The 18,231-nt window shown below is 73.1% G+C and carries 15 protein-coding genes; 4 read left to right on the forward strand and 11 right to left on the reverse strand.

Going from position 1 to position 18,231, the window contains the following annotated elements; translation table 11 throughout:
- Positions 1-84 precede the first annotated feature (84 nt).
- Positions 85-1,164 (forward strand): hypothetical protein, encoded by a 1,080-nt coding sequence (locus J2S63_RS14280; RefSeq protein WP_310303526.1) that lies wholly within the window; start codon positions 85-87, stop codon positions 1,162-1,164.
- A gap of 18 nt (positions 1,165-1,182) precedes the next feature.
- On the opposite strand, the gene J2S63_RS14285 is transcribed toward J2S63_RS14280, so the two are convergent.
- Positions 1,183-1,566, reverse strand: a complete 384-nt coding sequence (locus tag J2S63_RS14285) for a hypothetical protein (protein WP_310303528.1) — start codon at positions 1,564-1,566, stop codon at positions 1,183-1,185.
- Positions 1,563-3,821: a GH25 family lysozyme gene (locus J2S63_RS14290; protein WP_310303530.1), complete on the reverse strand. Its 2,259-nt coding sequence runs from the start codon at positions 3,819-3,821 to the stop codon at positions 1,563-1,565. The genes J2S63_RS14285 and J2S63_RS14290 overlap by 4 nt, the downstream gene beginning before the upstream one ends.
- 157 nt (positions 3,822-3,978) lie before the next feature.
- On the opposite strand from J2S63_RS14290, the gene J2S63_RS14295 reads away from it, so the two are divergent.
- Positions 3,979-4,719: an SDR family NAD(P)-dependent oxidoreductase gene (locus J2S63_RS14295; protein WP_310303531.1), complete on the forward strand. Its 741-nt coding sequence runs from the start codon at positions 3,979-3,981 to the stop codon at positions 4,717-4,719.
- A 37-nt stretch (positions 4,720-4,756) separates the two neighbouring features.
- On the opposite strand, the gene J2S63_RS14300 is transcribed toward J2S63_RS14295, so the two are convergent.
- Positions 4,757-6,859, reverse strand: coding sequence for a GAF domain-containing SpoIIE family protein phosphatase (locus tag J2S63_RS14300; protein WP_310303533.1), 2,103 nt, complete (start codon positions 6,857-6,859; stop codon positions 4,757-4,759).
- A gap of 223 nt (positions 6,860-7,082) precedes the next feature.
- On the opposite strand from J2S63_RS14300, the gene J2S63_RS14305 reads away from it, so the two are divergent.
- Complete coding sequence (locus J2S63_RS14305) at positions 7,083-8,381, forward strand: ATP-binding protein (protein WP_310303535.1); 1,299 nt, start codon at positions 7,083-7,085, stop codon at positions 8,379-8,381.
- Between the two features lie 10 nt (positions 8,382-8,391).
- Here the strand turns inward: J2S63_RS14305 and J2S63_RS14310 are convergent, their stop codons facing one another.
- From J2S63_RS14310 to J2S63_RS14345, 8 genes are all read right to left on the reverse strand, one after another.
- Positions 8,392-10,176 (reverse strand): serine hydrolase, encoded by a 1,785-nt coding sequence (locus J2S63_RS14310; protein WP_310303537.1) that lies wholly within the window; start codon positions 10,174-10,176, stop codon positions 8,392-8,394.
- 115 nt (positions 10,177-10,291) lie between these two features.
- Positions 10,292-11,845: a SpoIIE family protein phosphatase gene (locus tag J2S63_RS14315; protein WP_310303539.1), complete on the reverse strand. Its 1,554-nt coding sequence runs from the start codon at positions 11,843-11,845 to the stop codon at positions 10,292-10,294.
- Entirely contained in the window at positions 11,842-13,224 is a 1,383-nt protein-coding gene (locus tag J2S63_RS14320; RefSeq protein WP_310303541.1) for a sensor histidine kinase, read from the reverse strand. The genes J2S63_RS14315 and J2S63_RS14320 overlap by 4 nt, the downstream gene beginning before the upstream one ends.
- Positions 13,221-14,279, reverse strand: coding sequence for an ATP-binding protein (locus tag J2S63_RS14325; protein WP_310303543.1), 1,059 nt, complete (start codon positions 14,277-14,279; stop codon positions 13,221-13,223). The genes J2S63_RS14320 and J2S63_RS14325 overlap by 4 nt, the downstream gene beginning before the upstream one ends.
- Positions 14,267-14,680, reverse strand: coding sequence for an anti-sigma regulatory factor (locus J2S63_RS14330; protein WP_310303545.1), 414 nt, complete (start codon positions 14,678-14,680; stop codon positions 14,267-14,269). Before J2S63_RS14330 ends, J2S63_RS14325 begins: the two co-directional genes overlap by 13 nt.
- Positions 14,661-15,068, reverse strand: coding sequence for an STAS domain-containing protein (locus J2S63_RS14335; RefSeq protein WP_310303547.1), 408 nt, complete (start codon positions 15,066-15,068; stop codon positions 14,661-14,663). Before J2S63_RS14335 ends, J2S63_RS14330 begins: the two co-directional genes overlap by 20 nt.
- The gene (locus tag J2S63_RS14340) at positions 15,068-15,919 is read right to left on the reverse strand and encodes an STAS domain-containing protein (RefSeq protein ID WP_310303548.1); all 852 of its coding nucleotides are present in this window, start codon (positions 15,917-15,919) and stop codon (positions 15,068-15,070) included. The genes J2S63_RS14335 and J2S63_RS14340 overlap by 1 nt, the downstream gene beginning before the upstream one ends.
- Positions 15,920-16,057: 138 nt before the next feature.
- On the reverse strand, positions 16,058-16,966 hold the full coding sequence (locus J2S63_RS14345) for a TIGR03617 family F420-dependent LLM class oxidoreductase (RefSeq protein WP_310303550.1): 909 nt from the start codon (positions 16,964-16,966) through the stop codon (positions 16,058-16,060).
- 183 nt (positions 16,967-17,149) lie between these two features.
- Between J2S63_RS14345 and J2S63_RS14350 the strand changes: the two genes are divergently transcribed.
- The gene (locus J2S63_RS14350; protein ID WP_310303552.1) at positions 17,150-18,058 is read left to right on the forward strand and encodes an alkaline phosphatase family protein; all 909 of its coding nucleotides are present in this window, start codon (positions 17,150-17,152) and stop codon (positions 18,056-18,058) included.
- Positions 18,059-18,231: the final 173 nt, after the last annotated feature.

Consider the following 18,231-nt stretch of genomic DNA (forward strand, 5'->3'; position numbering starts at 1 on the left):
ATCCCTGCCGGCCCCGAACGGGGGACGCGCGGTCGAGCCGTTCGTCCCTCCCGGACCCGGGCGTGTGGCCCTAGCGTCCGTCCCATGACCAGGCTTCTCGGGCGCCGGTCCGCGCCCTCGTCCGTCCCCGCCCTCGTGGCCGTGCTGCTCGCCACCTTCTGCCTCGTCCCCGGGACGAGCCCGGAGGCGAGGGCGTCGACGCCGGCGCCCACCCGGCTGTCGCGGCTCCTGGACGGGCCCACCCCCGTCCCGGCCTCGTGCGGCCATGCCGCCGCCAAGGTGTACGGCGGCCACCGCAGCTTCGGCACCTACCACGGGGACGTGTGGCTCGGTCTGGACCAGAGCTCGTCGTTCGCCCGGCCCCTCATGACCGACGTGAACCGCGACGGCGTGCAGGACGGGGTCGTGTCGATGACCTGCACCGCGGGTGGCGTCAGCTGGCCGGACTGGGTGCTGGTCTACACGGGCCGCGCGCGGCTGGTCGGCGCGATCAACCTGGGCAGTCGGTCCGACACCCAGGAGCACGCCAGCATCACCCGCATCGTCAGGCGCGACGGACGGGTCCGCGTGCACTGGATCAGCTACGAGGGCGCGGCCTTCAACCCGCGTTACCGCGTCGGGACCCTCGGCAAGGTCGACGGTCGTTGGCGCCTGGTCCACGTGCACCTCGACCCGCCCCGGTGGACCGCGGCCCCCGGACGCATCGGACCGTTCCGGGTCGGCCGGTCCGCGCAGTCCTTGCGCGACCTCGGCCTGGTGAAGCGCTCGACGAGCGAGTACTGCTCGATGAAGTGGGACACCCGCAACACCCCCAGCACCTTCTGGGCGGAGTTCCGCGAGGGCGACCCGGACGACCTCGACGGCGCCTGGGCGGCGCAGACCCAACGGATCGACCGCGCTTACGTGCGGACGGCTGCCGGCATCGGCCCCGGCAGCTACGTCCGCGACCTGAGGAACGCCTACGGGTCCCGACTGGTCAAGGTCGACGACGTCATGGTCGAGGGCGGCCCGATCGACTTCTTCGCGGTGTTCGGGCCCGGAGGTGCGCTGCTCTTCAAGGTGCCCGACGTCCAGTCGCCCAACGCATGGGACGCCGTCGAGGGGATCGAGGTGGCCAAGGGCCACGACCGGTCGAGCCTCCGCGTGGTCGGCGGCGGTTGTTGAGGCCCACGCGGGCCGGGCTCAGCTGAACGAGCCCTCGTCGACCAGCTCGGCGTCGTCGGCGTCGAACGACCCGGCATGGAGCTCGAAGTCGGCGTCGTCGTCCTCGTCTCCGTCCGGCCCGTCGAACCCGCGGAAGCCCTCGAACCCCGCGAGCCCCTCGGACCAGCCCGCATCGCCGTCCTTCGGCTTCACGTTGGCCAGGGCGAGGACGCCGGTGGGGGAGGAGATCAGGGCGTAGGTCTTCAGGGCCGTGTCGAGGTCGGTGAAGCCGAGGTCCTTCCAGCCGGCCAGCTGGGCCACGGCGAGGAAGGCCCCGGCCGCGGTGACGATCGTGTAGAGCGTGCGGCGCACCGAGGGAGGCAGCGCCTGCAGGGCGGAGGCGAGGGTCGTCCAGGGGTTCATCGTTGCTTCCTCTCCGGGAGCCGCTCGAGGACGGCGTCGATGTGCTGTCGCGCGACGAGCAGCTCGCGGCGCAGGTCGTCGACGCCGTTGCCCGTGCTGTGCACCCGCTTGACCCGCAGGGCGTTGAGGGGCAGGTCGGGATGCAGGGCGTTGACGTCGACGTGGCCGAAGCCGGGCACGTCGAGGATCGGTCCGACCCTGCCGTCGGAGTGCTGCCAGATCGCCGCCCGCCTCCACGGCGCCGGGATGCGCGGCTCGCGGAAGTCGTTGCTGTAGCGGGCGACCCAGAGCTTGCACCCGAAGGCGTCGTCGAGGTCCATCGAGGTGTAGATGATCGGGGTGGCCGACAGGCCCTTGGCGGCCAGCGCCTGCCGGACGGTGCTCACCCAGACCCCCACCCACCGGGTGAGCTGGTCGCGCTGCAGCACGACGTGTCCCTCGAGGTCGAGCATCGGCACCATGTCGCCGAGCCGGATGTCGGAGCTGCGGAGGAAGTGCACGGCCTCCTTCTGGGCGTCACCGCCGTCCGGCCGGGCGAAGTGGTAGGCCCCGACCGGCACCCCCGCCTTGCGCGCCTCCCGCACGCGCTTCTTGTACGTCGGGTCGACGGTCGTCTCGCCGTCGGTGGTCTTGACGTACCAGAACCGCAGCCCGGCGGCCTGCGCGCGGCGCAGGTCGAGCCTGCCGGGCTGGTGGTGGCTGGTGTCGACCCCGTCGAGGGTCCGGCGGGGCGGGAACGCCGCCCCCGTCGGCGTACGACGGGCAGGTGCGGCCGGCCTCGCCTCGCCGGCGCGGTGCCTCCCCGCCGCAGGGCGTCCCTCCGGCTGCGGGGTGAGGGGCTCGAGCCGCTCCGCGGGCGGGTAGTGGAAGACCGGGATCGGGCTCGGCCGCGGCGTCGGGTCCTTGGCGTGCCCCACCAGCCCGTCGGTGCCGTTGCGGTACTGCACGACCTGGTCGGCGGCCTGGGGGTGGAGCTTGCCGTGGTCGATCATGACGGCGTGGATGTGGGGGTCCCACGAGCGCGACCTGGGCCGGTACCACGCGGCGAACCCGAGCTCGCGCAGCACGCGGACCTTGTTCTCGTGGTCGTAGGGGGCGAGGTCGACGACGCCACCGCCCCAGTGGGTCTTGGCCGACGCCTTGACGGTCGTGTTGTAGGAGCCCTGGTAGATCGTGAGCGTGTAGCCGAGCCGGCGCTCGGCCTCCTCGAGCGCTGCCCTGGTCTTCCAGTCGACGACCTTCTTGTTGGTGTCACCAAAAGTGGTCTTCTCGAAGGGAGGCGGCCAGTGCTCGCGCAGGGGAGCGGTCCCGACGGGCTTCTTCGCCTTCACCGTCTTCTTGGTCGGCTTCTTCGCGGCCTTCCTGGGCCGTCTCACCGCCTCGCTCCCGTCGGCCTGCTGCGGGATGCGGGCGACGGTGAGGAACGGGATGGCCTCGTCCGCCTCGCCGCGGCCGAGCTGCACGTGGGCGAGCCGCGCCGCGTGGTCGCTGTGCCGCTGGGGGCGCTTGCCGTCGCGGCCCTGGAACACCTGGCGCTCCAGCAGGCTCCACCGGAGCGTGTCGCCGTCGACGCACCACAACAGGTCGATCGACTTCTGGTCGACGGCGTACTTCACCGGGCGGTCGTCGATCTCGGACCCCATCGCCGGGTGGATGCCCAGGCGCCGGTTGTAGTCGCCGCCCCCGATCACGGGCTCGCCGGCCGCGGCGAAGGAGAACACCTGGTTGAGGTGCTTGGCCATCCCGGTGTTCCACTCACGCACCCGCAGCTCGCGGTTGGCGTGCGGGGGGTGGCTGAAGGCGCCGGCGACCAGGTGCAGGTTGGTGACGTGGAAGACCGCCCCGCTGGCGTCGTGCCGCAGGTGCAGGTGGGTGATGTGGCGACGGAAGTGCACCTTGGCGACCGGCGGGTGCAGCACGATCGCCTTCTTGTCGAGCACGGTGAAGAGGTCCTTGCGGAACGCGACCGGCTCGCTGTTGTCGTCGGCGCCGTAGAAGACCTCCCACTCGGCGGCCGGGAACGCCTGCGCGACGAGCGGCCGGTAGCGGGCCGCGATCTCCTGCAGGAGCACGATGTCGGCGGCCTCGGCGTTCTCCCGCAGGTCCTCGAGGGCCTGGTCGTCGGTGAGCGCTCCCTCGGGGAACGACTGGATGTTGGCGGTGATCACGCGGAAGTCCGCGACGTCGGTCTGGGCGGGGGCGTGCGTGCCGTTGAGGGCGAGTGCCTCCGCCGGTCGGTGAGCTGTGCTGGTCATGGCCACCTCGGTTCGCCGGAGGGGCATCCCGCGGGGGACGTGACGGGAGTGGCCCCTTTCCTCCCATGAGGGCAGAGTGCAGCGGGGTGATACCAGGGAGAAGGCCCGAGGTCTGGACCGACCTTCGTCCCGTTCCCGGTGTGGTTGGCTGACCGGCGTGACTGGCGTGGCGGACAGCGGACCGGGGTCGGGCGGCGCTCTCGTCGTCGGCGGCAGCGGAGGGATCGGGCGCGTGGTCGCCGCGGCACTGCGGGCCGACGGCGTGCCGACCGGGGTCACCTTCCGCTCCACCGCCACCGAGTGGGACCCGGCGTGGCGGCTCGACCTGACCGACGCGGCCGCGTGTCGCGAGGTCGTCGCGGCCGCGGCCGAGGCGCTCGGCGGCCTGCGCACGCTGGTGTACGCCGCCGGCCCGCACGTGCCGATGCGGCACCTCAGCCGGGTCGACCCCGAGGAGCTGGCCGCCCAGCTCGACGGCGACGCGGCTGCGTTCTTCCGGGTCGCGCACGCCGCTCTGCCCGCCCTGCGCGAGACCCGTGGCTCGGTCGTCGCGGTGACCACCGCCGCGGTCGCGCGCCACCCCGTCCGCGACGGGCTGTCGACGGTGCCCAAGGCCGCGGTCGAGGCGACCGCGCGGGCCCTGGCGGTGGAGGAGGGGCGGTTCGGCGTCCGGGTCAACTGCGTGGCGCCCGGCATGCTCACCGACGGCATGGCCCAGCGGCTGATGGCCTCGGGCGAGCTGGACGACCACGCGCTCGCGGTGACCCGCGCCAACATCCCGCTGCGCCGCTTCGGCACCGCCGAGGACGTGGCCCAGGCGGTCGTCTTCCTGGCCTCCGACCGGGCCGGGTTCGTGACCGGACAGGTGCTGCGCGTCGACGGCGGCTACTCCGCGTGAGCGCGCGCCACCCGGCCCGTCGGCGTACGACGGAGGCTCACTCCGGGTCGTAGCAGGCCAGGAGCAGCGCGAGGTCGTCGTCGAGCGCGTGGCCGGCGGCCCGCTGCAGGGCGGTGAGGAGGCCGTCGAGCGCCGTGGGGAAGTCGGCTCGGGCCAGGTCGGAGAGCAGGGGCATCGGGTCGATGAAGTCGCCGGTCGGCGACCGGGCCTCGATCAGCCCGTCGGTGAAGAGCAGCAGCCGGTCGCCGCGTCGCAGGGTCCCGGTCGTGGCGACCGGCTCGCAGCCGAGGCCGAAGGGTGGCGCGGCGTCGAGCACGAGCGGGCAGGGCTCGCCGTCGAAGGGGAGCAGCACCGGTGCGGGGTGGCCGCAGGTCACCACGGTGAAGTGGCCGGCGTGGTCGATGTCGACGATGACTCCGGTGACGAAGTCCTCGGGGTCGGGGAGGTAGGGCTGGATGCGGCGGTCGACCTCGCGGGCCACGTGGCACACGTCGCCGGTGTCGGCGGCAGCGGCACGGAACTCGCCGATGACGACCGTGGCCGTGCGGACCGCCGAGAGCCCCTTGCCCCGCACGTCGCCGACGAGCAGACGCACCGACGTCGTGCCCGGCACGATCTCGTAGAGGTCCCCGCCGACCTGGGCCTCGACCGCCGCGGAGAGGTAGCGCGCGGAGAGCCTGAGCGGCCCCGTCCGGGGCGGGGGCGGGGCGAGGATGGCGCGCTGCGCGACCTCGGCCACCTGCATCACCCCGGCCAGTCGCTCGGACTGCTGCTCGAAGCTCGCGGCGGTGTCGAGCGCGACGGCGATGCGGTCGGCCATCTCCTCGAGGAAGGCCAGGTCCTCCTCGCCGTAGCTGCGGCCCGACTCGGCCTGGATCAGCGTGACCGCTCCGAGTACGCCCTGGCGACCCACCAGCGGGGCGATGATCGCGCTGGTGAAGCCGAGCCGCCGGAGCAGGGCGAGGTGGTCCTCGTCCCGGGCGGCACGCTCCACCACCTCGGCGGGGATGAAGGGGTAGAGCTCGCTCCGGCCGCTGCGGACGACCTGGGGCGCACCGGTGGGGGCGTCCATGTCGACCGGGAAGGCACCTCGCATGCCACGGGCCCACTCGGTCGTGGCGGGGTCGCGGTGCTGCACCAGCACGGTCTCGAGCGCGTGGTCCCGCAGGAGCTGGACGGTCACCCAGTCCGCGAAGCGGGGCACGAGCAGTCGCCCGACCTCGCCCAGGGTGGTCTCGAGGTCGAGGCTGCGCGACAGGGTCATCGACGCCTCGTCGAGCAGGGCGGTGCGCTGCGTGGCGGCGTCGGCGGCCTGCAGCTCCCCGGCCCGGCGTACGGCGCTGGACAGTGCGCCTGCCAGCGAGTGCAGGAAGCCGTCCTCGGCCGCGGTGAACAGGTCGGGCGGGAAGGTGAGGGCCAGCAGGCCGTACGTCGTGCCCTCGCGTCGCAGCGGCAGCAGGTGGAGGCTGCGGTCGCTGGGGTAGTAGCCGGCGAGCACCGGCATGACGGCCTCGATCTCCTTCACCGAGCGGTAGTGCAGGTCGGCCCCCTGGCGGACCGCGACCGCGCCGGGCAGGTCGCTGTCGACCGGGATCTCCTGGTACTGGTCGGCCCCGTCGCCGGTGCGCCCGTGCCAGGTCACCGACCGCAGCATCCCGTCGCCGTCCAACGACATCACCATCGCCGAGCTCGCGCCCAGGACGCCGACGGCGTGGCCGACGAAGCCCTCCGCGACCTCCCTGACCGTGCGGGCGCCCGTGAGCTCGACGGCGAGCGCGTCGAGCACGCGCTGGGCCAGCTGCGTGGTGTGCTCCAGCCGCCGGCGGCGGCGCGTGGTGAGGTCGGCGGCCACGACGGCGATGAGGCTCAGCAGCACGCAGCTGAGGAAGCGGATCGTCCAGTCGCCGTGACCCAGGTTGTGGTTCCACACCCCGGACGCGGCGGCGGCGACCACGGCCAGCGCGGCGACGACCGCCGTCCGGCCCGGGCCGGTGTCGATCGCGACGAGGACCGCGGCCGCGGCGTACACCCCGTTGATCTGGTGGCCGGAGGCCCGGTCGAGCGCCACGAGCACGACCAGCAGCAGGACGCCGACCGCCCACGCGCGGCGTTCGAGGCTCGCAGAGAACGCGGGGGTCACGGCGCCTCCAGTCCACGGGACGGCGAGGGCCGTCGTGCCGAGGATAGTGGCGCATGGGGGGCGGCCTTCGTGGGAACGGGGAAGTCCTCCGCAGACGGTGGGGGCACCCCACCCGGAAGGGTGGGTGACGAGATTTTCCTTGTCCCGCAGCCGTTCCGGTGGACGCCGGTCCACCGGCGGCGCGAGGATGAAGGGCTCTGGAGTCGTGGCGAAGGAGGACCTCGTGCACTCGCCGGCTGCCGTCCTCCGGCTCGACGTGGATCCGCGCAGCGTGCGGGAGGCCCGGCTCCACCTGCATGCCGTGCTGGAGACGGCGGGTCTCGAGGAGCTGGTCGACGACGCCACGCTCGCGGTCTCCGAGGTCGTCACCAACGCGATCGTCCACGCCGGCACGGAGGTGCTGGTCCGGGTCCGCACCGCGGGCCGGGCCGTGCGGGTCGAGGTGGAGGACCGCGGGCTGCAGGCGCCCTCCCGCCGCTCCTACTCCGACTCCTCCGGCACGGGCCGGGGCCTGGCGATGGTCGAGGACACCGTCCGCTCGTGGGGGGTCGAGGAGCTCGAGGACGGCAAGGTCGTCTGGTTCGAGGTGGGCGACCCCGAGGGACACGAGACCACCGACGGCACGGCCGTCCACGAGGTCCCCGACGGCACGAGCGTCCAGTCGACGCGGACCCAGGACGTGGTGCGCGTGCGCCTCCAGCGGGTCCCGCTGCTGATGCACGTCGCCTGGCAGGAGCACGCCGCCGCCCTCCTGAGGGAGCACCTCCTGCACTCCCTCGGCGACGACGGGGGTGACGTGCTGTCCGAGCACGCGCACGCCAGCGAGGCGATGAGCCTGCTCTACTCCCAGCTCCCGGTCCCGGTCCTCGGCGCGGCGCCCGAGGAGCTCATGGCCGGTGCGACCGAGCCGTTGGTCACCGCCGAGGACGTCGTGCTCGAGGTGCCGCTGTCGACCGTCGCGCACTTCGCCACCCTCGACCGTCTGCTGCGACGCAGCCTCGAGGAGGCCCGGGCCGGGCACTTCCTCTGCCCGCCCACCCAGCCCGAGATCGAGGAGATGCGCCGGTGGCTCTGCTCCGAGGTGGCGCGACAGGCGGCCGGCGACACGACGGAGGTGCCGTGGGTGGCACGCAGCGACGTCCGGGTCGCGGTGGTCGACCGTGTGGACGGCGCCGTGGTGCACGAGCTCCACGCGGAGGACGGTGAGGCCCTGGTGGCCACCGACGAGAGCAGCGTGGTCGTCGCGGTCTCCCCGGCCGCCGTGGAGCTGCTCGGCTACGCCTCCGCCGAGGACCTGCTCGGCAGACGCGTCATCGCGATCGTGCCGGAGCGCTTCCGGCAGGCCCACATCGCCGGGACGACGCTGCACGCCACCAACGGCCGGGACAACCTGCTCGGGGTCCCCGTCCGGGTGCCCATGGTGCGTGCGGACGGGTCGGAGGTCGACGTGGAGCTGCGGGTCGACCCGGAGGCGCACGACGAGGGCCCGGTGGCCTTCGTCGCACGCTTCCGCGCCGTGTGACCGCCCGTCCTCACCAGGTGGCGAGCGCCGCCCGGATGTAGGGCCGCAGGGCCTCCGGGTAGAGCTTGCCCCTGGCGGTGTCGACCGAGGTGCTCTCCGCGGAGGTGTTGATCGTGGTGCCGTCGACGTACTCACCGAAGACGAAGTACCGCGGTGAGACCACCCCCGAGCGCTTGTAGGGCACACCGGTGAGCGAGACGTTGTCCCGGGAGACCTGGTAGGGCAGGGAGCTGCCGTACTGGTAGCTGCCGCCCTTGGCGATCCACGTCATCGCGTTGCAGAAGCTCGTGGCCGTCGCGCTCGACCTGCCCAGCGCCGTCGCCTCGGCGTTGACCACCGGGCAGATCGCGTTCTTGAACCCGGAGAAGTTGGACTGGTTGAGCATCCGGGAGCGGAACTGCGTCTTCCACGTGCTGCTGCCCGTCACGGTGCCCTTCTGGAAGGCCTCGTAGACCTTGCCGAGGTCGGACAGCGTGGTGCGGTTGTGCGTCGTGTCCGTCGGGCAGCCGATGTTGTGGTTGATGGCCGTGGACGTCAGCCCCAGCGACGTCCCGTAGCTCAGCACCGAGGCCTTGGTGTACCTCTCCAGGATGGCGCGGGTCATCCGGTTGTCGGAGACCTGCATCATCAACGTGTCGGCGTTCTTCAGGTTCGTGGTGGTCGTCGTCGAATAATTGTCAGGACAGATGTTTCCGTCCTTGCTGTCCGACAGGTTCTTGTAGTGGTAGGTGACCACCGTCGAGTCGGTGGTGTTGCCCAGGGACTCCTCCCGGATCGACTTGGCGTGGTAGAGCACCTTGAGCGCACTCGCGGGTTCGTACTGCTTGCTCTGCTGGAGCCCGGCGAGGACCGAGCCGCCGACCTGCTTGAGGTAGAAGCCGTAGGCCCCGGAGTCGACCTCGGGGCCGATGAGGTTCCACAGCTTCTCGTTGGTGGCGGTGGTGTTCCGCGTCATCACGACCGCGACGCTGCTGCCGTAGCGCGTCACGTCGATGATCCGCTCGCCGAGCTGGTCGGCCCGGCTGACGGCGGAGCCGAGCGACAGCCCGTAGTACCAGTACCACCGCGGTCCGGTGCTCTTGTACATCACCGCGTTCCAGGTGCCGTCGCTGTTGCGGCTCAGGTCGACCAGCCGGGCGCTGTTCGTGGACAGCGCGCTGGAGATCGAGGACGTCGTCGTGTGGTGGTACCACCACCAGCCGGTGTTGTCCGTGCCCGTGTTGCTCACCATGACGGCCGTGAAGTTGCTGGTGCCGGGGTACTGCGTGAGGTGCACCAGGCGCGCGTTCCTGCTCGACAGCTGCGAGGCCAGGCTGCTCGCGCTGATGTTGTAGAACCACCACCAGGCCTTCTGGTTGGCGCCGCTGTTGGGGACCATGACGACGGCGAAGCGGGTGCCGGCCGAGGTCGGGTAGGCCTGGGCGGTGATGAGCCGGGCGTTGTTCGACGACAGGGCCGAGCTCACCTGTGCGGCGGTCTGGCCGTAGTACCACCAGTAGCCGCTCGCGTAGGCCCCGGTGTTCCTGACCATGGTGACGTTGAACGTCGGCGTCGCGGGGTCGACCACCGACAGGTCGGTGATCCGCGCGTTGTTGGACGACAGCAGGCTGCTCACCTGCGACCCGGTGACCCCGGTGTAGGTCCACCAGCCGGTGCTCGTCGTCAGCTGCCGGTCGTCGGCGCTGCCGACGGCGGCGCTCGCCGGGTCCCTGACCAGGGCGACCAGGAACAGCTGGACGACCAGGACCAGGACGAGCACGGAGGCTCGGGTTCTCAAGGTGGAGATGCTGGACATGGGACTCCTCCTTCGGGCCCTCCCTGCCGACCGACGGTAGGAACGACCCACCCCGAGGGGTAGGGACGATGGTCCGGAGGCGACTGACGCGTCCGGGTCTTGTGTGTGTGGGGGGTCAGGGGAGCAGGTCGACCACGAGGAGCGCGATGTCGTCCTCGCCGCCACTCCACGTGCGCAGCAGCTCGTCGGCCAGCTCGTCGGCCGAGGCCCACGAGGCGCTCTCGACCTGGCGGACCAGGTGGTCGGTGGTGAGCTCGAGCAGGAGGGCGCGCCGCTCGACGAGCCCGTCGGTGTAGAGGACGAGCCGGTCCCCGGGGTCCAGGTCGATCCGGGTCCGGGGCCGGTCGTGCAGCCCGAGCCCGAGGAGGGGGCCCTCGACCTGCAGGTGGGTGACCTCGCCGCGGCGCGCGCGCAGCGGCGGGAGGTGTCCGGCCGAGACGACCTCGGCCGACCGGCGGTCCGCGTCGACCACGACGACGCAGGCGGTGGCGGTGAGGTCGGGGCTGGTGCGGGCGAGCAGGGCGTCGAGCCGCGCGAGCGCCTCGGTGGGCGAATGGCCCTCGTGGGCATAGGCGCGCAGCGAGTAGCGCAGCTCGGCCATCACGACAGCGGCCTCGAGCGAGTGGCCCTGGACGTCGCCGATGACCAGCCAGCAGCGGCCCTCGACCTCGAAGGCGTCGTAGAAGTCGCCGCCGACCTCCATCCGCTGCTGCGAGGCGCGGTAGCGCGCCGCCAGGCTCAGCCCGGTGGGCTCGGGCAGGACGCTGGGCAGCAGGCTGCGCTGCAGGGTGACGGCGGTGCGGTGCTCGAACTCCAGCGCGCGCTGGTTGTCCAGCGCCACGGCCACGGCCTGGGCGAGTCGCTCGAGCAGGAGGACCGAGCGACCCTCGTCGCCGGTCGGCGGGAGCGGCGCCGCGACGACTCCCTCGACCCGGCCCTCGACCCGGACCGGGCACCCGGTCCAGCGGCCGGCGGCGACCGGCAGGTGCTCGGCCCACCCCGTGCCGGTGGCCAGGGGCGCGGGGTCCGGCGTCAGGTCGTCCAGCAGCCGGCGCGCGGTCTCCGACGGCACCGTGGCAGCGGCGTTGCCGACGTTGCCGGTGGCCGCGGCCCGCCAGCCCTCGCCCTGGTCGTCGAGGACGAGCGCCGCCGCGGGGGTGCCGAGCACCTGCGCGGCCGCCCGCGAGGCGCTCTCCACCAGGCGGGGCACGCTCACCGCGACGTTGAGGCGTACGGCGGCTCGGCTGAGCCGGGCGAGGCGGGTCGCGAGCTGCTCGGCGTCGCGGCGGGCCCCCGAGGAGCGCAGCAGTGCCCGGACCGTGGACAGCAGCTCCTCCGGGTCGATCGGGTCGATCAGGTAGGCGTCGGCGCCCTCGTCGAGGGCGGTGACCTTGTCGGAGGTCTCGCGGGCGACCGCCGAGACGTGGATGACCGGGGTGGGGGCCAGGCGCTCGTCCGCGCGGATGACCCGGGTGACGTCGAGGCCGCTGCCGTCGGGCAGGTGCACGTCGAGGACCGCCAGGTCGATCGGCTCGGTGTGCATCAGCTCGGTCGCCTCGGCCGCCGTCCCGCTCTCGACCACCTCGAACCCGCCGCGGCGCAGCCAGCTGGCGAGGACGTACCGCTTGGCCGGGGTGTCGTCGCAGACCAGGATCAGCGGCGCGCTCACGCGGCACCCCCGGCGGGCAGGCGCAGCGTGAACGAGCTGCCCTCGCCGGGGGCGCTCTCGACGTCGATGTCACCACCGAGCACCTGGGCGACGCTGCGGGCGAAGGGCAGGCCGAGCCCGGTGCCGCGGGCGGTCGCGTGCAGCGGTGTCCTGACCTGGAAGAACTCCTCGAACACCAGGGCCTGCTCCTCCTCGGTCATCCCGATGCCGGTGTCGCGGACCCGGACCTCGACGCCCTCGGCCGCGTCGGCCCCGTCGGCCCCGTCGACGCCGTCGACCCCGTCGACCCCGTGGACCCCGTCGACCTGGGTGACCTCGAGGGTCACGGTGCCCGCGGTGGTGAACTTGGCGGCGTTGCTGAGCAGGTTGCGCAGGACGTGCCGCACGAGGTCGGGGTCGGTGCGCAGCACGAGTCCGGGCGGGCCGGGGTCGACCTCCAGCCGCACGCCCTCGCGCAGCAGGGCCCTCGTCGTGCCCGCGAGCTCGCCGCACAGCGCGGCGAGGTCGACGTCCTGCCAGGCGGGCTCGAGGCGGCCGGACTCCGCCTTGGCGAGGTCCATCAGCTCGTTGACCAGCGACAGCAGCTCGGTGGCGCTCGCCCGGATGAACGCGACCTGCTCGCCCTGCTCCGGCGACAGGGGTGCCGCACCCGGGTCGGCGAGCAGCCCGGTGAGGCCGAGGACGGAGTTGACCGGGGTGCGCAGCTCGTGGCTGATGCTGCGCAGGAAGCGGCTCTTGGCCTCGCTGGCCGCGGTCAGCTGGAGGTTCTTCTCGTCGATCTCGGCGTAGAGCGCGACCACGCCCTGGTTGGTGCGCTCCAGCTCGCCGGACAGCTCGGAGTAGAGCGCCATCACGCCCCGGTTGGTCTCCTCGAGCTCGTGGTTGAGCGTCTCGAGGGCGGCGTTCTTCTCGCGCACCGCGTCGAGCAGGGTCAGCAGCTCGGCGTTCTGCTGCTGCAGCTCGTCGAGCGGGCTGGTGGGGGCGTGGGCGGCGACGATGCGCTGCACCCGGTGGCGCTCCGCGTCGGTGACGGGCCGCACCCCCCGCTGCTCCAGGCGTACGACGGCCAGGCCGTCGGCGACCTCGTGCGTCACGGTGTCGAGGAGACGGCGGGCCGAGACCATGCTGGGGGAGTCGTCCGGCAGGTGGGACGCGGTGAGGGTGGCGACGAGGTCGCCGCTGCCCTGGACCTCGAACGACAGCCGTCCGCCGGCCGCGGCCGCCTCCCGCGCGAGCTCGCTGATCGCGGTCGCGAGCCGGGTGGCGCCGATGCGGTCGAGGCCGACCACCTGGGCCAGCTCGCGGGCCAGCTGCCGTGCCGCGAACACGTCGGCGTCCTCCTCGAGGCGGAGGACGGCGACCTGGGGGGCGCTGCTCACGGCGAGGGGACGCGCCGCGGCACGGGGGCGGGGGAGGGCAGCCGGAGGGTCAGGACGCCCGCGTCGTCGCGACGGGTGCCGGCGTCGCGGACGAGGGCGGCCGCGCACACGTCCGGGCCGTGCACGTCGACGTCGGGGAGGGCGCTGCCGCTCCACTTGTCGGTGAGCCCGTCGGAGTGCAGGACCAGGAGCCGTGCGGTGTCGAGGGGATAGGCGTTCTCCCTGACCCGCGGGAGCTTGTGCCCCACGATCCCGGGCTGGGTGGCCAGGGCGCGGGTGCCGCCCGAGGCGTCGACCAGGCGACCGCTGACGTTGCCGACGGCGGCGTGGGTGACCGTGCCCCGGTCGGGGTCGACCCGGCTCACCGCCACCGCGGCACCTCGCGTGGCGGCCAGGGCGCGGTGCATGAGCCCGACCAGCTCGACCGGGGACGTGGACGGGCTGGTCCGCAGCACGTGGGCGGCCCGGCCGGAGGCCTCGGCGGCGAGGGGGCCGTGGCCCAGCCCGTCGGCGACCGCGACCAGCCAGGTGGCGCCCACCTGCCGCCACGCGATGGCGTCGCCGCACTCGATCTCGCCGCGCAGGGGACGCAGCAGGTGCCCGACCGGTGCCCGCGGTGCCACGGGTGGCGGCCCGACCTCGGCGACGACCACGGCGCCACGTCCGACCTCGGACCACAGGTCGAGGTGGTCCGCGAGCCGGCCGACGGCGCCGAGCCCGACGCCGAGGGTGCCCGTGGTGGACACCCCGTCACGGACCAGGCCGGCCAGGTCGCGCGTGCCGGGACCGGAGTCGATCGCGAGGAGCTGGACGGTCCCCGCCGCCGTGGTCCGCAGGACGAGGTCGCCGCCGCGGCCGTGCTTGACCAGGTTGGTGGCCAGCTCGCTGGCGATGATCTCGACCTCGCCGAGGACGTCGGCAGGGAAGCCGAGCGTCGAGGCCAGCGAGGCGGCCCGCCGTCGCGCGCCGGGGACGGCCGCGGCGTCGTCCACCGCGACCCACACGGCAGCTGTCGGCGGGACCTGCGGCTCGCCCGGCAAGCTCAGCGCCGCCACTTGAGGATCCGCACGCGGGTGCCCTCGCCGGGCGCGGAGTCGATGGCGAACTCGTCGACCAGCCGCTTGGTGCCGGACAGACCCAGCCCCATCCCACCGCCCGAGGTCCAGCCGTCGGTCAGGGCCAGCTCGACGTCGGCGATGCCGGGGCCCTCGTCGCTGAACACCAGCTCCACGCCGGTGCGCCCCATCCGCTCGACGAGGGTGGCGCGCACCTCGCCGCCGCCGCCGTACACCAGGGTGTTGCGGGCCAGCTCGCTGGTCGCGGTGACCAGCTTGGTCTGGTCGACGATCGAGAGCCGGGCAGTCACGGCCAGGTCGCGCGCCACCTGCCGCACGCGCACGACGTCGGCGTCGCTGGTGACGGTGAGGGCGGTCTGGTCAGCCGCCGGCGCCGTCATCGCCCTCGACCTCGCGAAGCAGGAGCGCTGACCCGCTGGTCCGGGACGCCAGCAGCCGCAGGCCGCGGTCGACGTCGAGCGCGGTGAGGACGCCGTCGAGGGTCAGGCCGAGCTCGACCAGCGTGATCGCCACGGCCGGCTGCATGCCGACGACCACCGTCTCGGCGTCCAGGACCCGCGAGACCGCGGCGGTCGTCGAGATCATCCGGCCCACGAAGCTGTCCACGATCTCCAGCGCCGAGATGTCGATCAGCACGCCCTTGGCGCCGGTCTCGACGATGCGCTGGCTCAGGTCGTCCTGGAGCTGGACGGCGATGTGGTCCTGCAGGTCGACCTGGATCGAGACCAGCAGGACGTCGCCGATCCGCAGGATCGGCACGCGCTCCATCAGGACTCCCCGCGGTAGCCGACGACGTCGAGGCCGGAGCTGCGCAGCGCCGCGAGCAGCGCGTCGGCCAGGCTGGCCTTGGTCTGGATGTCGCCGAACTCGATGCCGAGGGCGACGACGGTCTGGGCGATCTGCGGGCGGATGCCGGAGATGATGCACTCCGCACCGAGCAGGCGCGCGGCCTGCACGGTCTTGAGCAGGTGCTGGGCGACCTGGGTGTCGACGGCCGCGACCCCGGTGATGTCGATGATCGCGTGCTCGGAGCCGGTGTCGACCAGCGCCTGGAGCAGAGCCTCCATCACCACCTGGGTGCGCGCGGAGTCGAGCGTGCCGACCAGCGGCAGCGCGACGATGCCCTTCCACAGCTTGACCACCGGCGTGGAGAGCTCCAGCAGGCTCTCGGCCTGCTCGGAGATCACCGACTCGCGCGTCGCGGCGTAGGTCTCGAGCATGAAGAGGCCGAGGTCGTCGACGATCCGGGACAGGTCGGCGAAGGCGCGGTAGCCCGCGGCGTCCCCGCCGTCCTCGAGGACGTCGAGCACGGCGTCCTTGAGGGCGAAGACGTTGACCGCGGTCTCGGTCGGGGTGAACCCCTGACGGGCCCGCGCGCGGCTGAGGTCGCTCAGCAGGGACCTCAGCCCGTCGTACGAGCCGCCGCGCACGTCGGTGCGGGCGCCCTGCGAGGCGCCCTCCAGCAGGGCCGCGTAGATCTCCCCGATGTCGCGCGAGGACTCGGCGCTCGTCATCCGCCCGGCCAGGGTGCGCTCGACCGTCCGGGTCCACTGGCCGACCACCGCGTCGCGGTTCGTCCTCAGCAGCTCTGGCCAGCCCTGGGTGGTGCTGTCGCTCACGCCGGGTTCTCCTTGGGATGTCGAGGTCGGGGGTGCTCGCGATGTTTCCACACGGTCGGGCGCGGGCGCCGCACTACGGGGCAACCCGGGACGTCGTCTGCCCGAAGGGTGTCGGAGGTCCCGGAAGCGGCGAGTCCCTCACCCCTGGGCCAGGACGTCCAGCGGCAGCAGCGGGTCGGCGGCGTGCGGCACCGAGAGCGTCACCCGGTCGACCAGGTCGCCGAACCGCTCGGTGAGGGCGGTGCGCACGGTCACGGGGTCGCCGCGGACCGCGAAGGTGTCGAGCACCTCGTCGTCCACCATCGCTGCGAGGTCGTCCCACTGCCCCTGCAACGTCGCGCGGTGCGCCTCCTCGTGCAGCTCACCCCAGCCGTGGTGGTCGAGCACCGGACGGTACGCCGGCGTGCTGGCGTAGAAGCCCAGCTGCCGCCGCGCGGCCGCGGTCGCCTCGGCGAGCTCCTCCTCGGTCCGCCCCACCGCGACCACGGCCATGGTGGTGACGGCCAGGTCCCCGGCCCGGTCCGACGACGCCCTGCCCGCTCGGAGCCTCGGCAGGAGCTCGTCCTGCAGGAACGAGCGCGAGACCAGCGGGTGCCCGATGAAGCCGTCCGCGACCCGGCCGGCCGTCTCGACCATCCGCGGACCGACGCCGGCCAGCCAGACCGGCGGGGCGTCGTACCCCAGCGGCCCGGGGTCGAACAGCGGCGGCATCAGCGTGTGGGAGTAGAACTCGCCGCGGAAGTCCAGTCGCTCCCCGGTCTGCCAGGCGGTGAAGATCGCGCGCAGCGCCTCGACGTACTCCGCCATGCGCGCGGCGGGGCGCGACCACGGCATCGAGTAGCGCCGGGTGATGTGCGGCTTGATCTGCGGCCCCAGCCCGAGGACGAGACGGCCCCCGCTGAGCCGGTGCACGTCGTACGCCGAGTAGGCCGTGGCCATCGGCGTGCGCGCGAAGGCGAGCGCCACCGACGTCCCCAGGCGCACGCGGCTGGTCGTGGTGGTCGCCAGCGCGAGGGCGACGAACGGGTCGTGGCTGGCCTCGGCCACCCAGACGCCGGCGTCCGGGGACCGCGGCCGCGAACGCGGGGAGCTGCTCGGGGGAACCGTGGAACGCGAGGTCGATCGGCAGGCTGGTCACCCGCCGATCCTGCCGGGTGGCGATCAGGTTCCGGTCAGGTCTCGCCGGGCAGACTGGCGGGGTCCTGCCCGTGGTGGTCCGTCGGAGGTGTCGTGATCGGTCGTCGTGCCAGGTCCACGCTCGCGGCCCTCCTGGTCGGTCCGCTCCTCGCCGCATGCTCGGGCGGTGCTCCGGCGACGCCGTCGGTGAGCCCGGGCGCTCACGCGGCCCGGGTGACCAAGCTGCTCGTCGTCGTGGTCGAGAACCACTCGCTCGACCAGATGCGCCGCGACCTGCCCTACACGTTCGGGCTGGCGAAGAAGTACGGCTACGCGACCGGCTACACCGCCCTCACGCACCCCTCGGAGCCCAACTACCTCGGCATCGTCGGCGGTGACACGTTCGGCGTCACCGACGACGGGCCGCCGTCCGAGCACGTCGTCCACGGGCGGTCGGTGTTCGGCCAGGCGCTCGCCTCCGGGCACACGGCTCGGGTCTACGCCGAGGGGATGACGAGCTCGTGCGCGCTGACGGACGGCGGCGACCGCTACGCGGTCAAGCACAACCCGTGGGCCTACTTCGTCGACGAGCGCGACGCCTGCTCGGTCGACGACGTCAGCCTCGACCAGCTGTCCCCCGACGTGGAGGCGGGCCACCTGCCCGACGCCGGCCTGCTCGTCCCCAACCTCTGCCACGACGCCCACGACGCCGACTGCGACCTCTCCGACGCCGACGCGTGGATGGAGGAGCAGCTCGGCCTGGTGATGTCCGGCCGCGACTTCGAGTCGGGTCGCCTGGCCGTCGTCGTCACCGCCGACGAGGACGACCACCACCAGGACAACAAGGTCCTCACGGCCGTCTTCCACCCCGGCCTGGACGGCAAGGTGGTCTCGACCCCGTTGACGCACTACAGCCTCACCCGGCTGTACGACGACGTGCTGGGCGTGCCCCACCTGCGCGGGGCCGCCGACGCCCCCGACCTGGCCAAGGCGTTCGGGCTCGACGTGGGTCCTGCCGGCTGAGGGGCTCCCCCCTGACCTCGCCTCCACGTCTCCACAGGATTCGAACTGGTGTGTGTATATCAGCAGGGGTGGGGTAGACTGAGGGCAGAGCCCGGAGATCTCGAGCCAGACGCCGCCGTCAGAGCGGACCACCTGCGCCATCTCGAGGGGGAGGGGCTCGAGCTGCGAGGGTC

This window comes from Nocardioides marmoribigeumensis (genome assembly GCF_031458325.1).
Lineage (GTDB): Bacteria > Actinomycetota > Actinomycetes > Propionibacteriales > Nocardioidaceae > Marmoricola_A > Marmoricola_A marmoribigeumensis.